Annotated in this window: 20 protein-coding genes; 13 read left to right on the forward strand and 7 right to left on the reverse strand. The window is 71.6% G+C overall.

Annotation, left to right across the window (positions count from 1 at the left end):
- The first annotated feature begins 237 nt into the window (after positions 1–237).
- Together AB0C19_RS23820 and mqnP are read left to right on the forward strand one after the other, a co-directional pair.
- Positions 238–1,698: a menaquinone biosynthesis decarboxylase gene (locus AB0C19_RS23820; protein ID WP_357188749.1), complete on the forward strand. Its 1,461-nt coding sequence runs from the start codon at positions 238–240 to the stop codon at positions 1,696–1,698.
- Positions 1,698–2,609, forward strand: a complete 912-nt coding sequence (gene mqnP, locus AB0C19_RS23825; protein ID WP_357188751.1) for a menaquinone biosynthesis prenyltransferase MqnP — start codon at positions 1,698–1,700, stop codon at positions 2,607–2,609. The genes AB0C19_RS23820 and mqnP overlap by 1 nt, the downstream gene beginning before the upstream one ends.
- Here mqnP and AB0C19_RS23830 read toward each other — a convergent pair.
- Entirely contained in the window at positions 2,598–3,503 is a 906-nt protein-coding gene (locus tag AB0C19_RS23830; RefSeq protein ID WP_357188753.1) for a terpene synthase family protein, read from the reverse strand. The genes mqnP and AB0C19_RS23830 overlap by 12 nt on opposite strands.
- Positions 3,504–3,736: 233 nt before the next feature.
- Between AB0C19_RS23830 and AB0C19_RS23835 the strand changes: the two genes are divergently transcribed.
- Positions 3,737–4,366, forward strand: a complete 630-nt coding sequence (locus tag AB0C19_RS23835; protein WP_357188755.1) for a UbiX family flavin prenyltransferase — start codon at positions 3,737–3,739, stop codon at positions 4,364–4,366.
- A 143-nt stretch (positions 4,367–4,509) separates the two neighbouring features.
- On the opposite strand, the gene AB0C19_RS23840 is transcribed toward AB0C19_RS23835, so the two are convergent.
- On the reverse strand, positions 4,510–4,776 hold the full coding sequence (locus AB0C19_RS23840) for a BldC family transcriptional regulator (RefSeq protein WP_007454516.1): 267 nt from the start codon (positions 4,774–4,776) through the stop codon (positions 4,510–4,512).
- A 270-nt stretch (positions 4,777–5,046) separates the two neighbouring features.
- Here AB0C19_RS23840 and AB0C19_RS23845 point away from each other — a divergent pair, with 270 nt between their 5' ends.
- From AB0C19_RS23845 to AB0C19_RS23855, 3 genes are read left to right on the forward strand one after another with little or no spacing between them, the layout of a single operon-like run.
- Positions 5,047–5,505 carry an Lrp/AsnC family transcriptional regulator gene (locus tag AB0C19_RS23845; protein ID WP_091395696.1) on the forward strand — a complete coding sequence of 153 codons (459 nt, stop codon included), beginning with the start codon at positions 5,047–5,049 and terminating at the stop codon, positions 5,503–5,505.
- Between the two features lie 50 nt (positions 5,506–5,555).
- Complete coding sequence (locus tag AB0C19_RS23850; protein WP_357188757.1) at positions 5,556–6,386, forward strand: SDR family NAD(P)-dependent oxidoreductase; 831 nt, start codon at positions 5,556–5,558, stop codon at positions 6,384–6,386.
- Between the two features lie 32 nt (positions 6,387–6,418).
- Positions 6,419–7,510: a PLP-dependent cysteine synthase family protein gene (locus AB0C19_RS23855; RefSeq protein ID WP_357188759.1), complete on the forward strand. Its 1,092-nt coding sequence runs from the start codon at positions 6,419–6,421 to the stop codon at positions 7,508–7,510.
- A gap of 94 nt (positions 7,511–7,604) precedes the next feature.
- On the opposite strand, the gene AB0C19_RS23860 is transcribed toward AB0C19_RS23855, so the two are convergent.
- The 4 genes from AB0C19_RS23860 to AB0C19_RS23875 form a co-directional block, all read right to left on the reverse strand.
- Positions 7,605–8,234 carry a putative glycolipid-binding domain-containing protein gene (locus tag AB0C19_RS23860; RefSeq protein ID WP_238678655.1) on the reverse strand — a complete coding sequence of 210 codons (630 nt, stop codon included), beginning with the start codon at positions 8,232–8,234 and terminating at the stop codon, positions 7,605–7,607.
- A gap of 93 nt (positions 8,235–8,327) precedes the next feature.
- Positions 8,328–10,235: a DEAD/DEAH box helicase gene (locus tag AB0C19_RS23865; protein WP_357188911.1), complete on the reverse strand. Its 1,908-nt coding sequence runs from the start codon at positions 10,233–10,235 to the stop codon at positions 8,328–8,330.
- Between the two features lie 353 nt (positions 10,236–10,588).
- The gene (locus AB0C19_RS23870) at positions 10,589–12,067 is read right to left on the reverse strand and encodes a hypothetical protein (protein WP_357188761.1); all 1,479 of its coding nucleotides are present in this window, start codon (positions 12,065–12,067) and stop codon (positions 10,589–10,591) included.
- 114 nt (positions 12,068–12,181) lie between these two features.
- Positions 12,182–13,723, reverse strand: a complete 1,542-nt coding sequence (locus AB0C19_RS23875; protein WP_357188763.1) for a C40 family peptidase — start codon at positions 13,721–13,723, stop codon at positions 12,182–12,184.
- A 239-nt stretch (positions 13,724–13,962) separates the two neighbouring features.
- Between AB0C19_RS23875 and mqnE the strand changes: the two genes are divergently transcribed.
- The 3 genes from mqnE to AB0C19_RS23890 all read left to right on the forward strand — a co-directional run bounded on the left by mqnE (position 13,963) and on the right by AB0C19_RS23890 (position 15,957).
- A complete protein-coding gene (gene mqnE / locus AB0C19_RS23880) occupies positions 13,963–15,132 on the forward strand; it encodes an aminofutalosine synthase MqnE (protein WP_091395685.1) in 1,170 nt (389 codons plus the stop codon).
- 23 nt (positions 15,133–15,155) lie between these two features.
- Positions 15,156–15,593 (forward strand): hypothetical protein, encoded by a 438-nt coding sequence (locus AB0C19_RS23885; protein ID WP_357188765.1) that lies wholly within the window; start codon positions 15,156–15,158, stop codon positions 15,591–15,593.
- A gap of 73 nt (positions 15,594–15,666) precedes the next feature.
- The gene (locus AB0C19_RS23890; RefSeq protein ID WP_357188767.1) at positions 15,667–15,957 is read left to right on the forward strand and encodes a DUF4229 domain-containing protein; all 291 of its coding nucleotides are present in this window, start codon (positions 15,667–15,669) and stop codon (positions 15,955–15,957) included.
- Between the two features lie 72 nt (positions 15,958–16,029).
- On the opposite strand, the gene AB0C19_RS23895 is transcribed toward AB0C19_RS23890, so the two are convergent.
- Positions 16,030–17,367, reverse strand: coding sequence for a C39 family peptidase (locus tag AB0C19_RS23895; RefSeq protein WP_357188769.1), 1,338 nt, complete (start codon positions 17,365–17,367; stop codon positions 16,030–16,032).
- Positions 17,368–17,577: 210 nt separating this feature from the next.
- On the opposite strand from AB0C19_RS23895, the gene AB0C19_RS23900 reads away from it, so the two are divergent.
- The 4 genes from AB0C19_RS23900 to AB0C19_RS23915 all read left to right on the forward strand — a co-directional run bounded on the left by AB0C19_RS23900 (position 17,578) and on the right by AB0C19_RS23915 (position 22,803).
- Entirely contained in the window at positions 17,578–19,455 is a 1,878-nt protein-coding gene (locus AB0C19_RS23900) for a M14 family metallopeptidase (RefSeq protein ID WP_357188771.1), read from the forward strand.
- Between the two features lie 366 nt (positions 19,456–19,821).
- The gene (locus AB0C19_RS23905; protein ID WP_357188773.1) at positions 19,822–20,751 is read left to right on the forward strand and encodes an ABC transporter substrate-binding protein; all 930 of its coding nucleotides are present in this window, start codon (positions 19,822–19,824) and stop codon (positions 20,749–20,751) included.
- A 208-nt stretch (positions 20,752–20,959) separates the two neighbouring features.
- Positions 20,960–21,988: an iron ABC transporter permease gene (locus tag AB0C19_RS23910; protein WP_357188913.1), complete on the forward strand. Its 1,029-nt coding sequence runs from the start codon at positions 20,960–20,962 to the stop codon at positions 21,986–21,988.
- The gene (locus AB0C19_RS23915) at positions 21,985–22,803 is read left to right on the forward strand and encodes an ABC transporter ATP-binding protein (RefSeq protein WP_357188775.1); all 819 of its coding nucleotides are present in this window, start codon (positions 21,985–21,987) and stop codon (positions 22,801–22,803) included. Before AB0C19_RS23910 ends, AB0C19_RS23915 begins: the two co-directional genes overlap by 4 nt.
- The last annotated feature ends 16 nt before the right edge of the window (positions 22,804–22,819 follow it).

Consider the following 22,819-nt stretch of genomic DNA (forward strand, 5'->3'; position numbering starts at 1 on the left):
CGAACTCAACGGACGACCACGCCAAACCCTCGACTGGCAGAATCCAGCCGAGGTACTCCACAAACACCTAGTCGCAACAGCCGCTTGAAACCGCCTACCTGGGACACCGCGGTTTCCTGAAAGCCGAGTCGATCGAGACCCGCCGGCCGTCGCTGACGGCGGGCGGCGGCGGGCAATCGCGCGCGTCACAGCACCCGGCTTGGGTCGTACGGGAGTCGGTGCGGGAGACTGGGCGACATGGCGGCTCGTGGCTTCCCGTACACCGATCTCAAGGACTTCATCGCGGCGCTGGAGCGCGCGGGGGAGTTGCGCCGGATCGACGTCCCGGTCGATCCGACCCTGGAGATCAGCGAGGTGGTCACCCGCACGGTGCGGGCCGGCGGCCCGGCGCTGCTCTTCGAGCGTCCGACCCGGGGCGAGATGCCGGTGGCGATCAACCTGTTCGGCACCGAGAAGCGGATGGCGATGGCCCTCGGCGTCGACTCGCTGGACGAGATCGGTGCCCGGATCGGTGCGATGATCAAGCCGGAGCTGCCGGTCGGCTGGTCGGGCATCCGGGAGGGCCTCGGCAAGGTCATGCAGCTCAAGTCGGTGCCGCCGCGCAAGGTGAAGACCGCCCCCTGCCAGGAGGTCGTCTACCGGGGTGAGGACGTCGACCTGAACCGGCTGCCGGGGTTGCAGGTCTGGCCCGACGACGGCGGGATCTTCCACAACTACGGGCTGACCCACACCAAGCACCCGGAGACCGGTAAGCGCAACCTCGGCCTGTACCGACTCCAGCAGCACGGCCGCAACACCCTGGGCATGCACTGGCAGATCCACAAGGACTCGACGGCGCACCACGCGGTCGCCGAGCGGCTCGGTCAGCGCCTGCCGGTCGCGATCGCGATCGGCTGCGACCCGGTCGTCTCGTACGCGGCCAGCGCGCCGCTGCCCAGCGACATCGACGAGTACCTGTTCGCCGGGTTCCTGCGTGGCGAGCGGGTGGAGATGGTCGACTGCCTCACCGTGCCGTTGCAGGTGCCGGCGCACGCGCAGATCGTGCTGGAGGGCTACCTGGAGCCGGGTGAGCGGCTGCCCGAGGGGCCGTTCGGCGACCACACCGGCTTCTACACGCCGGTCGAGCCGTTCCCCGTGCTGCACATCGAGGCGATGACCATGCAGCGCAAGCCGGTCTACCACTCGATCGTCACCTCGAAGCCGCCGCAGGAGGACCATGGCCTCGGCAAGGCCACCGAACGGATCTTCCAGCCGCTGCTCAAGCTGATGATCCCGGACATCGTCGACTACGACCTGCCGGCCGCCGGCGTCTTCCACAACTGCGCGATCGTCTCGATCCGCAAGCGCTACCCGAAGCACGCCCAGAAGGTGATGAACGCGATCTGGGGCGCGCACCTGATGTCGCTGACCAAGCTGATCGTGATCGTCGACGAGGACTGCGACGTGCACGACTACAACGAGGTCGCCTTCCGGGCCTTCGGCAACGTCGACTACGCCCGTGACCTGCTGCTCACCGAGGGGCCGGTGGACCACCTCGACCACTCGTCGTACCAGCAGTTCTGGGGCGGTAAGGCCGGCGTCGACGCGACCCGCAAGCTGCCCACCGAGGGCTACACCCGCGGTTGGCCGGAGGAAATGACCATGAGCCCGGAAGTCGCCGCCCTGGTCGACAAGCGCTGGAAGGAGTACGGAATCTGATGGCCGTCATCGACGCACCGACGGCGAAGCCGGGCCGGACCAAGTCCTTCCTGAAGCTCGTCGCCGTCGAGCACTCCGTCTTCGCGCTGCCGTTCGCGTTCCTCTCCGCGCTGGCCGCGATGCAGGGTTTCGGCGGACGGGTACGGTGGCTCGACCTGCTGCTGATCACCGTGGCGATGGTCGGGGCGCGGACGTTCGCGATGGCCGCCAACCGGATCCTCGACCGCAAGATCGACGCGCGGAATCCGCGTACCGCCGGTCGGGAACTGGTCACCGGAGCGGTGAGCGTGCGGACGGCCTGGACCGGCGCGGCCGTCGCACTCGTGGTCTTCCTCGTCGCCGCCGCCCTGCTCAACCCGCTCTGCCTGGTGCTCGCGCCGCTCGCCGTGGTGCCACTGGTCGTCTACCCCTACGCCAAGAGGTTCACCAACTGGCCGCACGCCATCCTCGGGATCGCCCAGGCGGTCGGCCCGGTCGGCGCCTGGCTGGCGGTCACCGGCACCCTGGACGGCTCCGGGCCGGCCTGGCTGCTCGGCGCGGCAGTGGGGCTGTGGATCGGCGGCTTCGACCTGATCTACGCCTGCCAGGATTCCGAGATCGACCGGGAGATCGGCGTGCACAGCGTGCCGGCCCGGTACGGTCGGCGCTTCGCGCTGCACGCCTCCACCGTCGCGCACGTGGTGACCTTCGCGCTGTTCATCTGGTTCGGTGCGCTGATCGGTCTCGGTTGGCTCTGGTGGATCGGGCTGGCGCTGACCGCTGTGGCGTTCGGCTACCAGCACCTGGTGGTCACCCCGACCGACCTCAGCAAGGTCAACCGGGCGTTCTTCACGGCCAACGGGTTCGTCGGCATCGCGCTGTTCCTCTTCGCCCTGCTCGACCTGGTGATCCGGCTCGGCCTACGGCCCTGAGTCTGGTGGGCTGGTACTGACCGGGTAGCGGGCGCTCTCGAAGGTCCAGTCGATGGTCCCGCGCACGGCGTTCGCGATCCCGTCGAGATGGTCGGCGACCGCCTCGTCCAACGCTGGGCCGAACGACGGCACCGCGGCGCGCAACGCGACGAAGCGCCGCATCGCCTCCCGCCAGTGCTCGGCAGCCCGTTCGGCCGCCTCCGCCTCTGGAACGCCCAGTTCGGCCTCGATGGCGAGGACCAGGTTGTGCCCGCCGGCGGTCACCCGGTCCCGTTCCAGCGAGGCCAGGTCGTTGTACCAGGAGAGCAGGTCGTTGCCGGTGCGGGCGATCTGACGCAGCAGCGGGTGGTGGTAGACCGGGTCGGGCAGTGGCCGGCCGCTGACGAACTCCGCAAGCGGGTACGACACCTCCGCCGCCGAGGTCGACCGCCGTAGCTCGACGTACTCGTCCACGCTGGGACGGCGGCCGGCCTCCTTGGTGACGGCCTCCTGCCAGGTGCCGTCGAGGTGTCGGGCCACCGCGTCGGCGAAACGCTGCCGCCACCGTGCCGGCATCCGGCGGCGCGGCTCCCGCCAGGCCAGCACCAGCAGTCGCCGCAGCGGGCCGGTCAGCCCGGCCTGCCGCAGCCGGGTGCCGTCGTGCAGCAGCGCCAGGGTGCCGTTGCGCAGCGCCCGGATCTGCTCCGGCATCAACCGATTCGGTCCGTCACAGGCGTCGTCGACAAGGAAGAACCAGGTGAAGAGCGCGGACAGCATCCGCAGGTCGGCTTCGGTCGCAGCCGGGTAGAGCCGCGCGGCGTACCGGGCGAAGGCGCCCCGGGACAGCCGGTGCAGCGCGGCGTCGTCCAGTGGAAGGCCAAGCTCGGGCAGCAGACCGAGCAGCCAGTCCTGCACGCGATCAGCGTGTGGTGGTGGAAGCCGGGGCGGGATCGGACATTCGGCACGCAGCGCCCGGAGGATTTCGCCGGTCGTCACCGATGCCTCCTCTTCGAGATGGTTCCGGTGCGAATCGCCAGCGGCAGCATGTCAGGTCGGTGGGATGCGCGGGTACCCCGTCCGACATGTCGGACCGGACCAACCCCGGGGGTGCCCACCAGCGGACCAGCCGGACCAGGCAGGCTGGGGGCATGCGGGAACCATGGGTGGTCGGGGTCTCCGGTGCCTCCGGTACGCCGTACGCGGCGGCCGTCATCGGCGGACTGCTCGACGCGGGCGAACCGGTGGACCTGATCGTGTCCCGGGCGGCACGACTCACAGTGCTCGACGAGACCGGCCGACCCTTCCGGGACGGGCACTGGGCCGAGGACCTCGCCGCCTGGCTCGACCGGGATCTGACCACTGCGGATGTGCGGCACTGGCCGGCCGGCGACCTGGCCGCCGGGCCGAGCAGCGGCTCCTACCGGGTACGCGGAATGGCTGTGGTCCCGGCCAGCACGGCAGCCTGCGCGGGCATCGCGATCGGGCTCTCCAAGGACCTGTTGCAGCGCGCCGCAGAAGTCAACCTCAAGGAACGCCGACCCGTGGTGCTGGTCCCCCGGGAGACACCGGTGACCCGCAGCCACCTGGAGCACCTCATCGCCCTGCACGACGCGGGCGCTGTGGTGCTGCCCGCCAGTCCCGGCTTCTATGGCGCCGGGGCGGCGGCCAGCGCGCAGCAGCTTGTCGACTTCGTGGCCGGCAAGGTGCTGGACGCGCTCGGCGTCAGGCACACCCTGTTCCGGCGGTGGTCCGGCCAGCTCGGCGCAGCCCGAAGCTGAGTCGTTCCGCTCGTGCTGAGCCGTCCGCTCGCGCTGGGCATTGTTGTGCTGCTCAGCACGAGCGGTGCTGCCGCCCGGCGGTCGGCCGAAGCGGGACGCGGACCGGACTGGTGTCCGGTCCGCGTGGCGTTGTCCGCACCAGTTCAGTACATGCCGGCGTTGGCCGGACCCGGCCCCGTGGATGCCGCCGGCCCCACATTGCGTGGCTTACCGACCTCATCCACCTCGTCCAGCATGCCCTCCCCCTCAAGCAGGGCTCGCACCTCGGATTCCCGAAACCGGCGATGCCCGCCTGGAGTCCGGATGCTTCCTATCCGGCCGGCCGCCGCCCATCTCGTCACAGTTTTCGGGTCTACCCGAAACAGCGCGGCGACCTCACCCGGTGTCAGCAGGCGATCTCCAGTGTCCACAGCCCCCTCCTCGCGTCGACGAAGCCCCCGGCTGAACACACTGCCCCCGGCTGGTGCGTAGCCCAGAGCCGTCATGAGGGACGTATGGCAATTACAGCACCAGGGACATGGCCTGTCCGCCCAAACGCGAAAAATGCACTGAGTGGGGAGTTAGTAATGTTACTGGTGCTACCTCTGCCCTGACCGGCGGTTTATGAACAGTGACTCACCGCTCAGTCCAACGGGTGCCGAAGGCCGCACGTTACGTGTCAGCGGTTAAGGTCACTCTCTGTGGATGCCATCGACCTGAGCCTCGTCGACCTGCTGCGCGGCAACGCCCGACTCTCGTATGCCGAGTTGGCCCGACAGGTGGGCCTCTCGGCCCCGGCCGTGCACGAGCGGGTCGGAAAGCTGGAGAGCAGCGGCGTGGTCCGGGGCTACCGCGCGGACGTGGCCCCGGAGTCGATCGGGTTGGGTGTCACAGCGTTGATCGGCATCGTCGAGGACTCCGGTGCCGACAGCGACGACATGCTCGAGTCGCTGCGGGTGCTGCCCGAGATCGAGTCCTGCTACTTCATGGCCGGCGTCGAGTCGTTCCTGCTCAAGGCGCGGGTCGGCACTATCGCCGAGCTGGAGCAGTTGATCGTGCGGTTGAACCGGACGCCGGGGGTGGCTTCCACCCGTACCGCCATCGCGCTCTCCACGAAGTGGGAGAACCGCCCCCAGCCGGTCGGCCCGCCCGCGGCCTGACCGCCGCGTACCCCTGGTGTCGCCCGGGCGGCCGGCGGTAGCGTGCGCCGATGACCCCGCTGGCGCGTCCCGTGGCAGTGGTGACCGGCGCTGCCGGCGGCCTGGGCCGCGCCATCGCCACCGCGCTGCACACCGACGGTTGGTCGGTGCTGCTCACCGACCTCGACCCGGTGGCGGTGCGGAGCGCCGCGGCGCCACTCGGCGGCTGGTCGGCAGCCCTGGACGTCCGCGACGAGGACGCCTGCGCCGCTACTGCCGCGAACGCGGCAGGTCGGGGTGACCTCGCCCTCTGGGTCAACAACGCCGGCATCCTGGTCACCGGGGCATCGTGGGAGCACGACGCCGCGACCCGCCGTCGGCTGCTCGACGTGAACACCCACGGCGCCATGAACGGCACCCTCGCCGCGCTGTCCGTGATGCGTGGGCAGGGCCACGGCCACGTGCTCAACGTCGTCTCGCTGGCCGGGCTGGTCGCCGCGCCCGGCGAGACGGTGTACGCGGCCAGCAAGCACGCCCTGCTGGCGTTCAGCCTCGGCACCCTGTCCGACCTGCGGATGGCCGGGTACCGGCGGGTGCACGTCTCCTGCCTCTGCCCGGACGGCATCTGGACCCCGATGCTGCACGACCGGCTGGACGACCCGGGTGCGGTGGCCTCGTTCACCGGATCGATGCTGACCGCGCAGCAGGTGGCGGCCCGGGCGGTCCGGCTGGCCCGCCGGCCACGTCCGGTGGTCAGCCTGCCCCGGTGGCGGGGAGCGCAGGTGCGCCTGTTGGACGCACTGCCCAGGTTGGCCGTCGCGCTCACCCCGCTGGTCCGGGCCGCCGGCCGCGCCGGTCAGCGCCGCCAACGCCGCAGGTCAACGCCACCGGACCCGCGCTGACCACCGCAGGCCCGCTTGCTAGGTTTCCGAGCGTGACTCATCTCGACCGGTGCGACGAATCCAGCCGAACCTGGGTGACCGAGGCGATCGCCGCCGTCGAGGCAGACGCGAACCGGTCCGCCGACACCCACCTGCTGCCGTTCCCGCTGCCCCGGGAATGGGGGATCGACCTCTACCTCAAGGACGAGTCGTCGCACCCCACCGGCTCGCTGAAGCACAGGCTGGCCCGTTCACTGTTCCTCTACGGGCTCTGCAACGGCTGGATCGGGCCGCGCACCACGATCGTCGAGGCGTCCTCCGGTTCCACGGCGGTCTCCGAGGCGTACTTCGCCCGGATGCTGGGCCTGCCGTTCATCGCGGTGATGCCCGCCTCCACCTCGCCCGAGAAGATCACCCAGATCGAGTTCCAGGGCGGCCGCTGCCACCTGGTGGACGACCCGGCGAGCGTGGTGGTCGAGGCCCGGTGGCTCGCCGAGGACTCCGGCGGGCACTTCATGGACCAGTTCACCTACGCCGAGCGGGCGACCGACTGGCGGGGCAACAACAACATCGCCGAGTCGATCTACGCGCAGTTGGAGCTGGAGCGGCACCCGATCCCCGCCTGGGTCGTGGTGGGCGCCGGCACCGGGGGCACCAGCGCGACCATCGGCCGCTACGCCCGGTACCGCAGGCTCGCCACCAAGCTCTGCGTGGTCGACCCGGAGAACTCGGCGTTCTACCCGGCCTGGCTGGCCGCCGACTGGTCGATACGCACCGGTAAGGGCTCCCGCATCGAGGGTATCGGCCGGCCCACCGTGGAGGCGTCGTTCCTACCCTCGGTGGTGGACCGGATGGTCCAGGTTCCGGACGCCGCGTCCCTGGCCGCCATGCGCGCCGGATCGGCGCTGCTCGGCCGCCGGGTGGGCGGGTCCACAGGCACCAACCTGTGGGGCGCGTTCGGCCTGATCGCCGAGATGCTCGCCGAGCGTCGGACCGGCTCGGTGGTGACACTGATCTGCGACCCGGGCGACCGGTACGCCGACACGTACTACGCCGACGACTGGGTGGCCGCCCAGGGCCTCGACCTGACCCCGCACCTGGCCACCATCGACAGCTTCCTGGCCAGCGGAGCCTGGCCCGCCTGAAGCCGTCAGTGGGGCCTGGCCCGCCTGGACCGGTCAGCAGGGGCCTTGGTCCGCCTAAGGCCGATCGGCCGGGCCTGGCCCGCCGGGCTGCTGATCAGCGTGGGTCGATCCGTTCGGCCAGCCCGGGGTAGCGCACCACGTAGCCGCTGTCGTCCAGATCGATGTCGGCAGTGAAGGTGCCGCTGGCGAAGCGCACCCGACCCGGCCCGAGCCCGGTGTAGATCTGCTCGGCCGGCACCACCTCGAGGCCGGGCAGCAGCACCCAGGCAACGGTGATCCGGTGCGCCACGTCGGCCGGCTCGGCCGCCATCCGGAGCCTGTGGACCGGCAGGGTGTTGAACAGCGGCGAACCGCTCAGGTCGACGTCGAGCGCGTCGGCCAGCCGGTCCGGGTCGTCAGTACCCGGCAGACCGGCCCGGCGGTGACCGGCCGCCACCAGGGCCGCGTCCAGATCGCCCTGCTCGGCGGTGGTCACCCGCCAGCGGCCGGCGGCCCGCTCCAGCTTCACTCGGCGCAGCCAGCCGAGACCCTCGGCCTCCACCTCGACCCGGGTGGTGGCCCAGTCCGGCGTGGTGGTCAGCTGGTAGCGGGCGGTCCATGGGATCGGGTCCACGGCGAGCAGAGTGCCCCGGGCCGCCAACCCGTGGCCGTCGTCGAGCAGGACCTGCTCGCTGCCGGCGGTGTCCGTCCGGGACCAGAAGATTGACTTCGGCATGGTCGGCATGAGCCGGACGTTACGCGACCTGCTCGGTATCGGCAGGGCATGCGCGAACGCCGCCGCGAAGCCTGGGCTTCACGACGGCGTTCGGTGGATCAATCAGTGGGTACGCGCTGCCGGTCGCCCGCCGAAACCGCGCCGATCGTCACGCGGGCGGTCCTCGCGGGGCCGGTCCTCGCGGGGCCGGTCGTCGCGGGGCCGGTCGTCCCGGACCCGGCTCTCCGGGCGGAACCCACCCCGAGCATCCCGGTCGCCGAAGCGCCGCTCACCCTGCGGCCGGTCGCCGAAGCGCCGCTCGCCGGTCGGTCGGTCGCCCCGACCGTCGCGGTCACCGAACTGCGGTCGGTCGCCGAACCGACGCTCGCCCTGCGGACGGTCGCCGTACCCCCGGGTGTCCCGATCGGCGTAACGCCGCTCGCCCTGCGGCCGGTCGCCGTAGCTCCGGTCGCCCTGCGGCCGGTCGCTGTGCTGCCGGTCGCCGAAGCGCCGCTCGCCCTGGGGGCGGTCGCTGTAGGTCCGGTCGCCCTGCGGACGGTCGCCGAAGCGGCGCTCGCTGGTGGGCCGGTCGCCGTAGCGGCGCTCGCCCTGCGGCCGGTCACCGTAGCCCCGGTCACCCTGGGGGCGGTCGCTGTAGGTCCGGTCGCCCTGCGGACGGTCGCCGAAGCGGCGCTCGCCGGTGGGCCGGTCGCCGAAGCGTCGATCGCCCTGCGGGCGGTCGCCGTAGCGGCGTTCGCCCTGGGGCCGGTCGCCGAAGCGACGCGAGCCGCCGGAGCGGTCGTCGAACCGGCGCGGCCCACCGGAGCGGTCGCCGTAGCCCCGGGGCTCCGCCTCGACGCGAACCGGGACGCCACTGGGCTCGCGGGCACCGACCAGCTCGGCCAACGCCGCGTCCCCAACCCGGACCCGGGTCTCGGCCGGCGCGACGCCGGCCTTCTCCATCATCGCCAGGGTGGTACGGCGCTGCTTGGGCAGCACCAGCGTGGCGACAGCGCCCGACTCGCCGGCCCGGGCGGTACGCCCCGCGCGGTGCAGGTAGTCCTTGGGGTCCTTGGGCGGGTCGACGTGCAGCACCAGGGTGACCCCGTCGACGTGGATGCCTCGCGCCGCCACGTCCGTGGCGACCAGCACGTTCATCCGGCCCTCACGGAACTCGGCGAGCGTCTTGGTGCGCATCCGCTGGGTCTTGCCGCCGTGTAGCCCACCGGCGCGTACGCCGACGGCCGCGAGCTGCTCGACCAGCCGGTCCACCCCGAGCTGGGTACGGGCGAAGACCATGGTCCGACCGTCCCGGGCGGCGATCGAGGCCGCCACCGGGAACTTCTCGTGCGGCGGGATCAACAGCATGTGGTGGTCCATGGTGGACACCGAGGCGGTGGACGGCGCCGTGGAGTGGGTGACCGGGTCGGTCATGAACCGCCTGACCAACGCGTCGACGTCACCGTCCAGGGTGGCCGAGAAGAGCAGCCGCTGACCGTTCGCTGGCGTCTTCGCCAGCAGATCGGTCACCTCGGGCAGGAAGCCCATGTCGGCCATCTGGTCGGCCTCGTCGAGCACAGTGACCTCGACGTCGTCGAGCTGGCAGATGCCCCGCTCGATGAGGTCGCCGAGCCGGCCCGGGGTGGCCACGATGATCTCCACGCCGCGGCGCAGCGCGTCGATCTGACGGTCGTACGGAACGCCGCCGACGGCGGTCTTGAGGAAGATGCCGACTGACTTGCCCAGCGGCACCAGAGCGTCGTTGACCTGCATGGCCAGCTCGCGGGTGGGCACCAGGACCAGGGCGCGCGGACGCATCGGCCGGGCCCGGTTGCGGGTGGCCAGCCGGGCGATCATCGGCAGACCGAAGGCGAGCGTCTTGCCCGAACCGGTCTGACCGCGGCCCAGCACGTCGCGGCCGGCGAGCGCGTCCGGAACGGTGGCCCGCTGGATCTCGAACGGGCTGGTGATGCCCTGCTGCGCCAGCGCGCGGACCAGCGGCTCGGGCAGGCCGAGAGCGGCGAAGCTCATCGGCTCGGCGGTCTCGGTCGGCTCGGCCTGCGCGGTCGCCACCGGCGGGGTGCCGGCTTCGCTCGGGGCGACGTCGAGCTGTTCCCGGGCGGCGTCGGCCGCCGGGACTGAGTTGAAAACGGACGTAACGGTGCTGGGGTCAGCAGAGGTGGTCAACAAAAACCTTTCGAGCGGGGCGCATCTTCGCGATGGCCTGCCGCGGCTGTACCGCCGGATCGCCCGCAAGATCGCCCAGGGGCGCACACCACGCGCGCCGGGTCAGTGATCTCAGCCAGTGTACGGCGGTCTGGCGAAGCCGCCAGCCGGTTGACCGACCGTAGTGGGCGGACTCACCATCGCTGGCCCTCGCTGGCTCACCCCTTGAGTACGCTGCCCACCAGACCGTCCAGGGCGTCGCCGGCCAGTAGAACGACCATGACACTGATCGCCACCAGCAGCCCCAGAGCGGCGGCCAGGACGATCATCACCCGGGCGTTACTGGACCGCTCGGCCGGCGTGTCGGACCAGCCCTGGGCCAGGATGTGCCCGGTCAGCGAGCCGGAGGTCTCCACCGCGTTGGCGGGTATCGCGACAGTGGTGAAGCCGGCCCCCTCGCCGTTGCCGTAGACGGTGCCGGCCAGGTCGGTGCGGCTGTCGTGCCGCCCACCACGGGTGCCGGCAGCGTCCCGTCCGGCGGAACCAGCCGGTGGGCCACTCGGCGGCGCGGTCACGCGGGAGTTCCCGGGGTTCCCAGTCGACGAAGGGGCCCCGGCGGTGGACGGTGGCCAGCTCGGCAGCGCTGGTGCGGGCACCACCGGCGGCGCGGAGGCAGGTGCACCGGCCCATCCGGCGCCGGACGTCGGCCGGGTCGCCCCACCGGGGGACGACCACCCGGCCAGTGGTGCGGAGACCGAAGCGCTGGCTCGTACGCCGGGCGTGTCGGTCATCGCGGGCGGCGGCGGAAACGGCGGTGCCGGCATCGGGCCGGGCGGGGCCGGTGGTGCCGGCACCGGCGGACCGGGTGGCGGCAGCGGCGGGCTCGGGACGGGCGGGGTCGGCGGGCCGGGCATGGGCGGCATCGGCGAGGGCGGCGGGGTGGGCGGGCCCGGAACGGGCGGAACCGGACCGGGTGGCGGCGTGGGTCGAGGACCCGGCGTCGGCACCGGACCGGGCGGGTACGGACCCGGGGCCGGCGCGGGCTCCGGTTCCGGTGGTGACGGCTGGGTCGGCCCGGGGCCGGGTGGCGTGGGGTCCGGCTCCGGCTCCGGAGTCGACGGCGTCGGAGGTTGGCCCGGCTCGGCGCCCACCGGCGCGGCTCGATAGACGCCGGGCGCGCTGTCGCGACGGTCCGGGGTGCCCAGGGCGCTGGCAGTGCCCCGGCTGCTGCTCGGCACCGTGGCGCTGGCGCGGGCCGGCGCGGAGGAGTCACTGCGCTGGCCCGGCAACGACACGTCGGCCGGGCTGGCCGAGCCTGTCGCACGGTAGGTGGTCGCGGTGACCGGAGCGCTGGCCGGCAGGTCACTGCGGAGAGCACCGGCGGTCACGACGCTGGCACGTGCGCGGACCGGTGCCGCAGTCGGGCTCTGGCGCTCGTCGCCGCCGGCGGATGCGTCGTCATCCGCCTCGGTCGAGGCGGCCGCTGCCGTGCCGCTGCCGACCTGGCCGCCGGCAGCAGGGGCGGCGTCGCTGTCAGCGGGGCCGGCGTCCGCCGAGCTGGTGTCGCTGCCTGTCGAGCTGGTGACAGCCGGGCTGGCATCGCTGGCGGCCACCGGGTCGGCGGTGTCCGGCCCTGGTGGGCCGGCCTGGTCGACCACGGGGTCGACAGTCTCCGCCGGATCTCTCTGCTCGGCCATTTCCGCCCTCCGCGCCATGCTCGCACCCGGACCCGTGACGTCGAGTCGGATGTGCCTGGTTGTCACGGTGCCACAGATCTTCCCGAGCGGACAGCCGGAGCCGATCGTGGCGGATCAGCCAGTGGCGCTGGGGCTGCCCGTCGCGCTGCCACTGCCCGTCGCGCTCGTGCTGGCCTTCGGCGTGGTCGTCGGAGACGCGCTGGTCGGCGCGTTGGTCGGTGCCGAGGGCACTGTCGTCGGAGTGTTGCTCGGGGTGTTCGACGGCTTCGGCGTGGTGCTGAGTGTCGGGGTGGGCGTCGGGGTGGTCGTCAGCGTCGGCGTGGGCGTCGGCTTGGTGGTCTTCGTGGGCGACGGCGTTGGCGTCGGCTTGGTGGTCTTCGTCGGCGACGGGGTGGGCGTCGGCTTCGGGGTCGCGACGGGCGGGGTCGGGTTGGTCACGACCGGTGCCGGCACCGCGCCGATCACCCGGGTGGCGGCGTACAGCCGGGACCAGCGGACGACCGAGATCTTGACGACGTCGCCAGTGGTGGGCGCCTGCACCATCTTGCCGTTGCCGATGTACATGCCGACGTGGTGGATCGTCGTCCAGCTGCTGCCCGAGGCGAAGAAGAGCAGGTCGCCGGGGAGCAGCGCACTCTGCGGGACGGTGCGGCCCCGGGTGGCGGCGTACTGGTCGCGGGAGACCCGGGGCAGGTCGAAGTAGTCGGCGCCGGGGGACCGGTACGCCGCCCACATCAGGCCCGAGCAGTCGAACTGGTTCGGCCCCTCCTCGGACCACTTGTACGGGTCGCCGAGCTGGGCGAGCGCGTACCGGACCGCGGCCAGTGCCCGGGGGTGCGCGGCCATGCCGCTGATGCTCTGGTTGGAGACGTAGCCGGCACCGATCTGTTGCTCGGTGGCTTCCTGCTGACGTTCGATCTCGATCAGCGCGGCGGCGTTGTCCCGGCGAAGCTTGAGCAGGCTCGCCTCGGCGGTGCGGAGCGCCGTCTCACCGGCGGTGAACCCCGCCTCGGCGGCAACGAGCAGATCCTTGGCCTGGCTGTGCATCTGGTACGCGGCCTGCTCGCCGGCGCGGGCCCGGGACAGCTCCCCGGCGACGCCTGTGGTGCCGCCGTCGACCTTCTCGCCACGGGTGATCGCCTGGAGGCGGCTGAGCCCACGGATGTCCTGGGCGAAGTCGCCCGGCGGCAGCGCGGCGGCGGCCTTGACGGCCTCGGCGGCGGCGGTGTCGGCCGTCTGCTGGGCCCGGAGCAGGGCGTCCTGTGCGGTCGCCAGCGCCTTGCCGGCCGCGTCGAGCTGCGCCTGCGCGTCGACGCGTTTCTGCCGCTTCACCAGCAGGTCCTCGCCGAGCGCGCCGACCTGGACCTCACCGGCGGAGATCGCGGTGGCCAACGGACCGTTGCCGATGTTGACCACCGGAGGGGCGGGCACGCCAGCGACCGGCGCGCCGCCGGGCAGCTGAAGCGAGCCGGTGACCGCCGGGCGCGAACCGGTGTCCGGCACTGTGGTCGGCACGCCGGGCTCCGCGTACGCGGGGGTGGCCAGCACGGCCGCGGCGATCGCGCCGAGCAGGGCGGCCCAGAGCTTCGGACGCAAAACCGGCGAGATCACCGGGCTCCGTCGTCGCTGCCGTCGCCCGCGCCCGCTGTAGACCATGCCGCTCCCCGTCCAACCGCTCGTCGCCGCGCTCGGTGGGCGCGACCGCCGGGACGGTACCAGTGTGTGTGTTCCGCCCCACCTTGTTACTACCGCACCGCGCCACTCATGTCGATGCGTTGTCGGGTTACGGGAGGCTGAGAGTCTGGTGAAGTGGGTCGCTGCCGGCGACCGTGCCGCCGGGCCCGTCGACGCCGCGACGTACGCTCGATCCGGACCGCAGGTGGAAGGGACGTGCCATGGACGCCGGACTCAAGCGTGAGCTCGAAGCGAAGGTGTACGCCGGTGAGCGGCTGACCCGGGAGGACGGGGTCGCCCTCTACGAGAGCGACGACCTGACCTGGCTGGGGCGGCTGGCGCACCACAAGCGCACCGAGCTGAACGGCGAGCGGGTGATGTTCAACGTCAACCGGCACCTCAACCTGACGAACGTCTGTTCGGCGTCCTGTGCGTACTGCTCGTTCCAGCGCAAGCCGGGCGAGAAGGACGCGTACACGATGCGCATCGACGAGGCGGTCCGCAAGGCCAAGGAGATGGAGGACGAGCAGCTCACCGAGTTGCACATCGTCAACGGCCTGCACCCGACGCTGCCCTGGCGTTACTACCCGAAGGTGCTGCGCGAGCTGAAGGCGGCGCTGCCGAACGTCAAGCTCAAGTGCTTCACGGCGACCGAGGTGCAGTGGTTCGAGAAGATCAGCGGCCTGAGCGCCGACGAGATCCTCGACGAGCTGATGGACGCCGGTCTGGAGTCGCTGACCGGTGGTGGCGCGGAGATCTTCGACTGGGAGGTCCGGCAGCACATCGTCGACCACGCCTGCCACTGGGAAGACTGGTCGCGCATTCACGCCCTGGCGCACAGCAAGGGCATGAAGACCCCGGCGACGATGCTGTACGGCCACATCGAGGAGCCCCGGCACCGCGTCGACCACGTGCTGCGGTTGCGCGAGTTGCAGGACGAGACCGGTGGCTTCGCGGTCTTCATCCCGCTGCGCTACCAGCACGACTTCGTCGACTCGGCGGACGGCAAGATCCGTAACCGGATCCAGGCGCGCACCACGATGGCCTCGCCGGCCGAGTCGCTGAAGACGTTCGCCGTCTCCCGGCTGCTCTTCGACAACGTGCCGCACCTGAAGAACTTCTGGGTGATGCACGGGCTGTCGGTGGCTCAGCTCTCGCTGAACTTCGGCGTGGACGACCTGGACGGCTCCGTCGTCGAATACAAGATCACCCACGACGCCGACTCGTACGGCACCCCGAACACGATGCACCGGGACGACCTGCTGCACCTGATCTGGGACGCCGGCTTCCAGCCCGTCGAGCGGGACACCCGCTACAACGTGGTCCGGGAGTACGACAAGGCCCCGTCGCTGGCCGAGCGGCGCGCCGAGCCGCAGCAGGTCTGGGCCTGAGCCACCACGTACCCTCGCAGTCGATGACCGAGCAACGAGGATCCGAGCAGCAGAGCGGCTTTCCCCGCCGGGACGCCGAGGGCCGCATCCGTACCCTGGGCGATCTGCTCGGGGTGTGTCTGGCCGGCCTGGTCATCGGCGTGCTCGCGTTGGTGTTGTTCGACTGGGCGTTCGCCTCGATCGGCGCCGGCGACTTCGGGCACACCAACGGTTGGCTGGCGGTGATCCTGCCGGCCTGGCTGTTCTGGGACGACTTCCGGGCCTGGGAGTTCGGCGCCGCCCGGGTGGTGGCGGCCGTGGTCGCCGCTGCCGTCGGGGTGTTCGCCGGGCTGCTGATCGCCGGTCTGGGCGCGGGGTTGCCGCCGCTGCTCTCCGGCGCGTTGGCGGCGGGGGCGTTCACAGTGGCGTACGCGGCCCTCTGGTTCCCGGGTGTCCGCTGGCTGGCCCGCCGGACCGGCTGACCACGACCGCCCGTCGGGCGGCTCGACCCTTCCGCCGGCAGTGGCGGGCGACGGAGAGAACGGAGTGGTGCAGGTGAGCGCCGCGCTCAAGTACACGCTGGGCCGGATCGGGCTGTTCGTCGCCGTGCTGGCGGGCCTCTGGCTGGTCGACATGAACGTGTTCCTGAAGCTGATGCTGGCGCTGGTGTTCTCCGCCGCGCTCTCCTTCTTCCTGCTGCGCGGTTGGCGCGACGAGATGGCCGGGGAGATCGCCGAAGCGGCCGAGCGCCGCCGCACCGAGAAGGAACGCCTCCGCTCCGCCCTGGCCGGCGAAGACCAAACCCCCACCCCCGACCCCACCGACCCCACCGACCCCCCACGTTGATCAAGAGGTTTGCGTCACCGGAAGCCGTTCTGGTGACGCAAACCTCTTGATCAACACGTGCGGGGGTTGGGCCTACCAGTTGGTGGAGCCGGGGACCTTTGGCCAGGGCTTTGACGTCGGCTTGATCAGGTACGCGACGCCGCCGGAGCCACCGGAGACGCCACCGCTGGCGTTGGTGCGTTTGGTCCGCAGCCAGATCTGCTCGAACTGCGCACGCTTGTAGACGTTGCGCACCACGTCGTTGCTGGACGAGGCCGGGTCGTTGACGATCACGTCACCGTCGGCGGTGAAGCCGACCACCACGAAGAGGTGCCCGGAGGTGCCGTAGTTCGCCCCGTCCAGCTCACTGGCGAGGAAGGACTGGCTGGTCACGACGGGGATGCCGGCGGCGATGAAGCGCTCCAGCTCGTCCAGCGAGTGCAGCCGGGTCACCCGGCCCTCCAACCCGGGGAAGCTGGCCGCGTACGCGGTGTTGAACGGCCAGTTGCCCGCGCCGTCGTACGCGTAGTCGTAGGTCATCCGGGCGGCGTGGTTGACCGTCGGGTCGGGGTAGGTCGGGTCCACCCAGGAGGTGTCGGCCGCCGAGGGCTTACGTCCCCAGTACTCGACCACCATCTCCGTCGAGGTTGGTGAGCACCACGCCTCGCCGCCGCCGTCGTACTCGGGGTAGTGCCCGGAGTGCACGTTCTGCGAGTAGCGCGGCACCGGCAGCTCCCGGCCCCAGGCGATGTGCCCGGCGCTCGGCGGCACTGTGAACCGGTCCGGCACCGTGGAACTCATCGCGCCCAGCATCCGGACCACCGGGGCGGCGCTCTGCCCGGGTGCGCGGTAGAGGGTCAGCTTGAGCTGGTACGACCGCAGCAGCACCCCGGCGGCGGCGTCGTCGATGCTGAAGGTGTCGGTCCAGATCGTCGACCAGGGGTCGCCCTGCCGGTCGACGCTGGTCCGCTTGATGTCGGTGTCGCCGGACGCCCAGCGACCCAGGACGTACCACGGTGTCTGGTCGCCGCTGGTGTAGCTGCCCTGCATCTCCACCTGGATCCAGGTGCCGGCGGGGGTCTCCGCGTTCCAGGAGGCGATCAGCTCGGTGGCGTCGAACCCGACAGGGGTCACCGGCGAGGTCCAGGTGCCGTACTCCCAGGTGCGGGTGGCGCCGGTGTGCGGGTCCGCGTACTCGATGGTGCCGACCGGGCGGGCCAGTGTGACGCCCGCTCGGGCGCCGGGCACGACGCGGGTGCCGGCCCGGCTGCCCCGGTGCCAGTCGGCGGGCCCGGACCAGTCCTGGTAGGTGATCTGCTCGTCGTGGGCGGGTGCGGGCGGGTGGGCCGCCAGCGCCGGCGTGGCGCTGGTGAGCAGGGTGAGCGTGGTGACGCCGGCAAGGGCGGCCGCGCGCAGGCGGGTTCTGGCCATTGGTGCTCCGCGGTGTCGAGGGGGCATCGTCGCTGGTCAGTTTTCCGCTTGGAGGGAAGTTTCGCCAGGTGTTGATAAGTGGAAAATCATTGCCGCCATGATGATCCGCCTGGGATGGCCAACGCAGCGATCGATGTTGATATGACCATGTGACAGGTGGTGAAGTGTCCTTCACCGAGCGGGATCTCCCGCCCATCTAGGAGGTAGTCCATGGCCCTCCGCACGCCCATCCCCCTCCGCCGTGTCCTGGTGCTCGCTGTCGTCACCGGGCTGGGCATCGTCACAGTCGCCGCCGGCCCGGTCGCCGCCCGGCCGGCACCGGACCGCACCGCTGAGCAGGCCGCCGCCGGCTACCGGGTGCTCGGGCCCCGGACCCTCGACGACCGCAACGCGGTGGCCCGCACCGGAGCCGCCATCGACTACTCCGAACACGGCGTGCTGCACATCTCGGCCACCGCGAGCGAGGCCGCCGCGATCGGCAAGCTCGGCTTCCGGCTGGAACCGCTCGCCCCGCCACCCAACGCCGAGCGCGGCGCCGGCGAGTTCGGGGCGCTGGCCTTCCCGCCGGCCGACTCGAACTACCACGACTACGCGGAGCTGACCGCCGTCGTGAACCAGGTCGTCGCCGACCACCCGGCGATCGCCCGCAAGATCAGCATCGGTTCGTCGTACGAGGGCCGCGACCTGATGGCCGTGAAGATCTCCGACAACGTCGGCACCGACGAGAACGAGCCGGAGATCCTGTTCAACTCCCAGCAGCACGCCCGTGAGCACCTGACCGTCGAGATGGCGATCTACCTGCTCAATCTCTTCACCGACGGCTACGGCAGCGACTCCCGGATCACCAACATCGTCAACGGCCGGGAACTCTGGATCGTGCCGACCGTCAACCCGGACGGCAGCGAGTACGACATCGCCACCGGGTCGTACCGGTCCTGGCGCAAGAACCGGCAGCCCAACAGCGGCTCGTCCAACGTCGGCACCGACCTGAACCGCAACTGGTCCTACAACTGGGGATGCTGCGGCGGCTCGTCCGGCAGCACCTCGTCGGAGACCTACCGGGGGCCGTCGGCGTTCTCCGCGCCGGAGACGCAGGCGCTGCGCAACTTCGTCAACGGCCGGGTGGTCGGCGGGGTGCAGCAGATCAAGGCCAACATCGACTTCCACACGTACTCGCAGCTGGTGCTCTGGCCGTACGGCTACACCACAGCGAACACCGCGACCGGGATGAACGCGGACCAGTACAACACCTTCGCCACCATCGGTCAGCAGATGGCGGCCACCAACGGCTACACCCCGGAACAGTCCAGCGACCTCTACATCACCGACGGAGACAGCCTCGACTGGATGTGGGCCACCCACAACATCTGGGCGTACACCTTCGAGATGTACCCGGGCTCGTCCGGTGGCGGCGGCTTCTACCCGCCCGACGAGGTGATCCCGGCGCAGACCTCGCGCAACCGGGAGGCGGTGCTGATCCTCAGCGAGTACGCCGACTGCCCGTACCGGGCCATCGGTAAGCAGTCGCAGTACTGCGGCGGTGGTGGCGGCACCACTGTCTGGTCGGACACCTTCGAGACCGCCACCGGCTGGACCATCAACCCGGCCGGCACCGACACCGCCACAGTCGGCGCGTTCGAGCGGGGCGCCGCCCAGGCGACCACGTCCTCCGGAGCCAAGCAGCTCACCCCGTACGCCGGGTCCAACGACCTGGTCACCGGCCGGCTCGCCGGCTCGGCGGCCGGTGACTACGACGTGGACGGCGGCGTGACCAGCGCCCGGTCACCGGCGGTGACCCTGCCGTCGTCCGGCACGCTTACCCTCTCGCTCGCCTGGTACCTGGCGCACGGCTCGAACGCCTCGTCGGCGGACTACCTGCGGGTGAGCGTGGTGCACAACGGCGGCACCACAGCGCTGCTCACCCAGGCCGGCGCGGCCAGCAACCGTAACGGGAGTTGGGCGCTCGCCAACCTCAACCTCACCCCGTACGCCGGCCAGTCGGTCCGCGTGCTCGTCGAGGCGGCGGACGCGTCCGGAGCCAGCCTGGTGGAGGCGGCTGTGGACAACGTCACCATCACGTCCTCCTGATCGGGTGGGGCCCCGTCCCGCCCCGGCGGGGCCCCACCACCCGCTCCGAAACCCCTGGATCTCGGACATAAGCCTCCCCGGCCCGTGCGGTGCGGGTGTTCGAGGTATCGACGGCTGCCGACCGGCCCTTGATCGATCCGGCACGTCCCGGCGGTGCGCTACCGTCTTAGCGACCAGTCCGCAGCGAAGCCGGTGCTCATCCCGGCGCTGTCCCGCAACTGTGATGCCCCACCGGTAGGTGGGGACGAGCCAGGTCGCCTACGGATCGGTCGCGAAACGCGCTCTCGAGGAAGGGCGCCTCGTGGGCGGGCGTACGAAAGTCCCTGTCGGCGAAGCACCACACTCCTCGACCGACAGGAGGCCCCCATGTTCAGACGTACCCCTCGGCTCTTCGCGGCGACCCTCGCGGTCACCGCGCTCGCCCTCGGCGCCTGCGCCGAGAAGGCCGACGACCAGCCGAGCGCCGGCACCGCTGCCGCCGCCTACCCGGTCACCGTCGGTGCGCTCACCCTCGACAAGCGCCCCGAGAAGATCGTCGTACTGTCGCCCACCGCCACCGAGATGCTCTTCGCGATCGGCGCCGGCCCGCAGGTGACCGCCGTCGACGACCAGTCGAACTACCCGGCCGACGTGCCCAAGACCGACCTTTCCGCCTTCCAGCCGAACGCCGAGGCGATCGCCGGTAAGAACCCCGACCTGGTGGTGCTCTCCGACGACCGCAACAAGATCGTCGAACAGCTCGGCAAGCTGAAGATTCCGGTGTACCAGACTCCGGCGGCGGTCACGCTCGACGACTCGTACCGGCAGATCACCGAGCTGGGCACGCTGACCGGGCACGCCGACCAGGCCACCGACGTCGCCACCCGGATGAAGGACGACATCGCCAAGCTGGTCAAGGACCTGCCGCAGCGCGCCGAGAAGCTCACCTACTTCCACGAGCTGGGCCCGGAGCTCTACAGCGCCACCAGCAAGACCTTCATCGGCTCGCTCTACAGCCAGGCCGGCCTTACCAACATCGCCGACCCGGCCGACGCGGACGGTAAGAACTTCGGCTACCCGCAGCTGTCCCAGGAGTTCATCGTCAAGGCCGACCCGGACTTCGTCTTCCTGGCCGATGCCAAGTGCTGCCAGCAGAGCGCCGACACGGTCAAGGCGCGCAGTGGCTGGGCGGGCCTCACCGCGGTGAAGAACAACCAGGTCGTCGCCCTCGACGATGACATCGCCTCCCGCTGGGGCCCACGGGTCGTGGACCTGCTCCGGGTCATCATCGACGCGGTCGCCAAGGTGCCCGCGTGACCGTCGTCCGTCGGTGACCGGGCCGCGACAGGTGTCCGATCCGGCACCAACCGGTCGGCCGGCCGAGCCGCCGCCGTCGTCCCAGCGGGCCGAGCCACGTTCCGGGGCCCGGCCCGCCGGGCTGCCGTCCGGGGCCCGGCCCGCCGGGCTGCCGTCCGGGGCCCGGCCCGCCGGGCTGCCGTCCGGGGCCCGGCCCGCCGGGCTGCGCATGCGGTGGCTGCTCGCGGGGTTGGTCGCGGTGCTCGTCGCGCTCGTCGTCGGGGTGTCGCTCGGCCCGGTGAGCCTGCCCCCGGGCAGCGTCGCCGCCGAGCTGCTCAACCTGTTTCCCGGGGTGCACCTCGACAGCGGGCTGACCGAGCGTGAGATCGCGATCGTCACCGAGTTGCGCCTGCCCCGGGTGGTGCTGGGCCTGCTCGTCGGCGGTCTGCTCGCCCTCGCCGGTGGTTGCTACCAGGGCGTGTTCCGCAACCCGCTGGCCGACCCGTACCTGCTCGGTGTGGCCGCCGGCGCCGGCCTCGCTGTCACCGCGGCGATCGCCCTCGGCGGCGCCGGCCGGCAGGGCACGCTCTCCGGGTTGCCGATGACCATTCCGCTGGCCGCGTTCGCCGGTTCGCTGCTCGCCGTCACGATGACCTACGTGCTCGGCGCTGCCGGTGGGCGTCGCGGGTCACCGGCGATGCTGATCCTTGCCGGGGTGGCGGTCTCCGCGTTCCTCTCCGCCGGGCAGACGTACCTCCTGCAACGACACGCCGACAGCATCCAGCCGGTCTACTCCTGGTTGCTCGGCCGGCTGGCCACCGCCGGTTGGCACGACGTGCTGCTGGTGCTGCCGTACGCCGCGCTGACCACTGTCGTGGTGCTGCTGCACCGCCGCGAGCTGGACGTCCTCGCGGTCGGCGACGACGAGGCGAGAAGTCTGGGCCTGCACCCGCAGCGCACCCGCTACCTGTTGATCGCCGCCGCCTCGCTGGGCACCGCCGCTGCGGTCTCCGCGACCGGCCTGATCGGGTTCGTCGGCATCATCGTGCCGCACACCGTCCGGCTGCTCGCCGGGTCCAGCTACCGGGTGATCCTGCCGATGTCACTGCTGTTCGGCGGCGCGTTCCTGGCGCTGACCGATGTGGTGGCCCGCACCGTCGCCGCTCCGTCCGAGCTGCCGATCGGAGTGGTGACCGCCCTGCTGGGTGGCCCGTTCTTCGTCCTCGTGCTGCGGACCGCCCGGCGAGTGCTCACGTGAGCCGCGAACCCGCCAGCCGCGAGCCCGCCAGCGGCACGCCGGCCGTCGAGGTGCGCGGGCTGCACGTCGCCCTCGGTGGCACGCCGATCCTGACCGGCGTCGACCTCACCGTCGCCGTCGGCGAGTGGGTCACAGTGATCGGCCCGAACGGCGCCGGCAAATCCACACTGTTGCGCGCCGTCGGCGGCCTGCTGCCCGCGCCGAAGGCGATCACTCTCTTCGGTACGCCGAGCGCCGCGCTGCGCCGTCGGGACCGCGCCCGGATAGTGGCCACTGTGGCACAGTCCCCGGTGGTGCCGCCCGGCATGTCGGTGCTGGACTACGTGCTGCTCGGCCGCACCCCGTACATCCCGACCCTCGGCCGGGAGTCGACAGCCGACGTCGACGCCGTGCACGAGGTGCTGGGGCGGTTGGACCTCGCCGGCTTCCACCGTCGCGAACTGGCCACCCTCTCCGGCGGTGAACGGCAGCGGGTCTTCCTCGCCCGCGCGCTCGCCCAGGGCGCGACGCTGCTGCTGCTCGACGAGCCGACCAGCGCGCTCGACATCGGCCACCAGCAGGACGTGCTCGAAGTCGTCGACCAGCTACGCCGCGAGCACGGCCTGACCGTCCTGGCCACGATGCACGACCTCTCCCTGGCCGGTGAGTACGCCGACCGGATGGTGATGCTCGCCGCCGGCCAGGTGGTGGCCGCCGGGACTCCGCCCGAGGTGCTGACCGAGAAGCTGCTCGCCACCCACTACCGGGCCAGCGTCCGGGTGGTCCCCGGTGTCCACGGCCCGTTGGTGGTCCCCGTCCGCCCCACCCGCCCCTGAGCACGCCGGCGCTGGG

The organism is Micromonospora sp. NPDC048842 (genome assembly GCF_040649935.1).
Taxonomy (GTDB): domain Bacteria; phylum Actinomycetota; class Actinomycetes; order Mycobacteriales; family Micromonosporaceae; genus Micromonospora; species Micromonospora hortensis.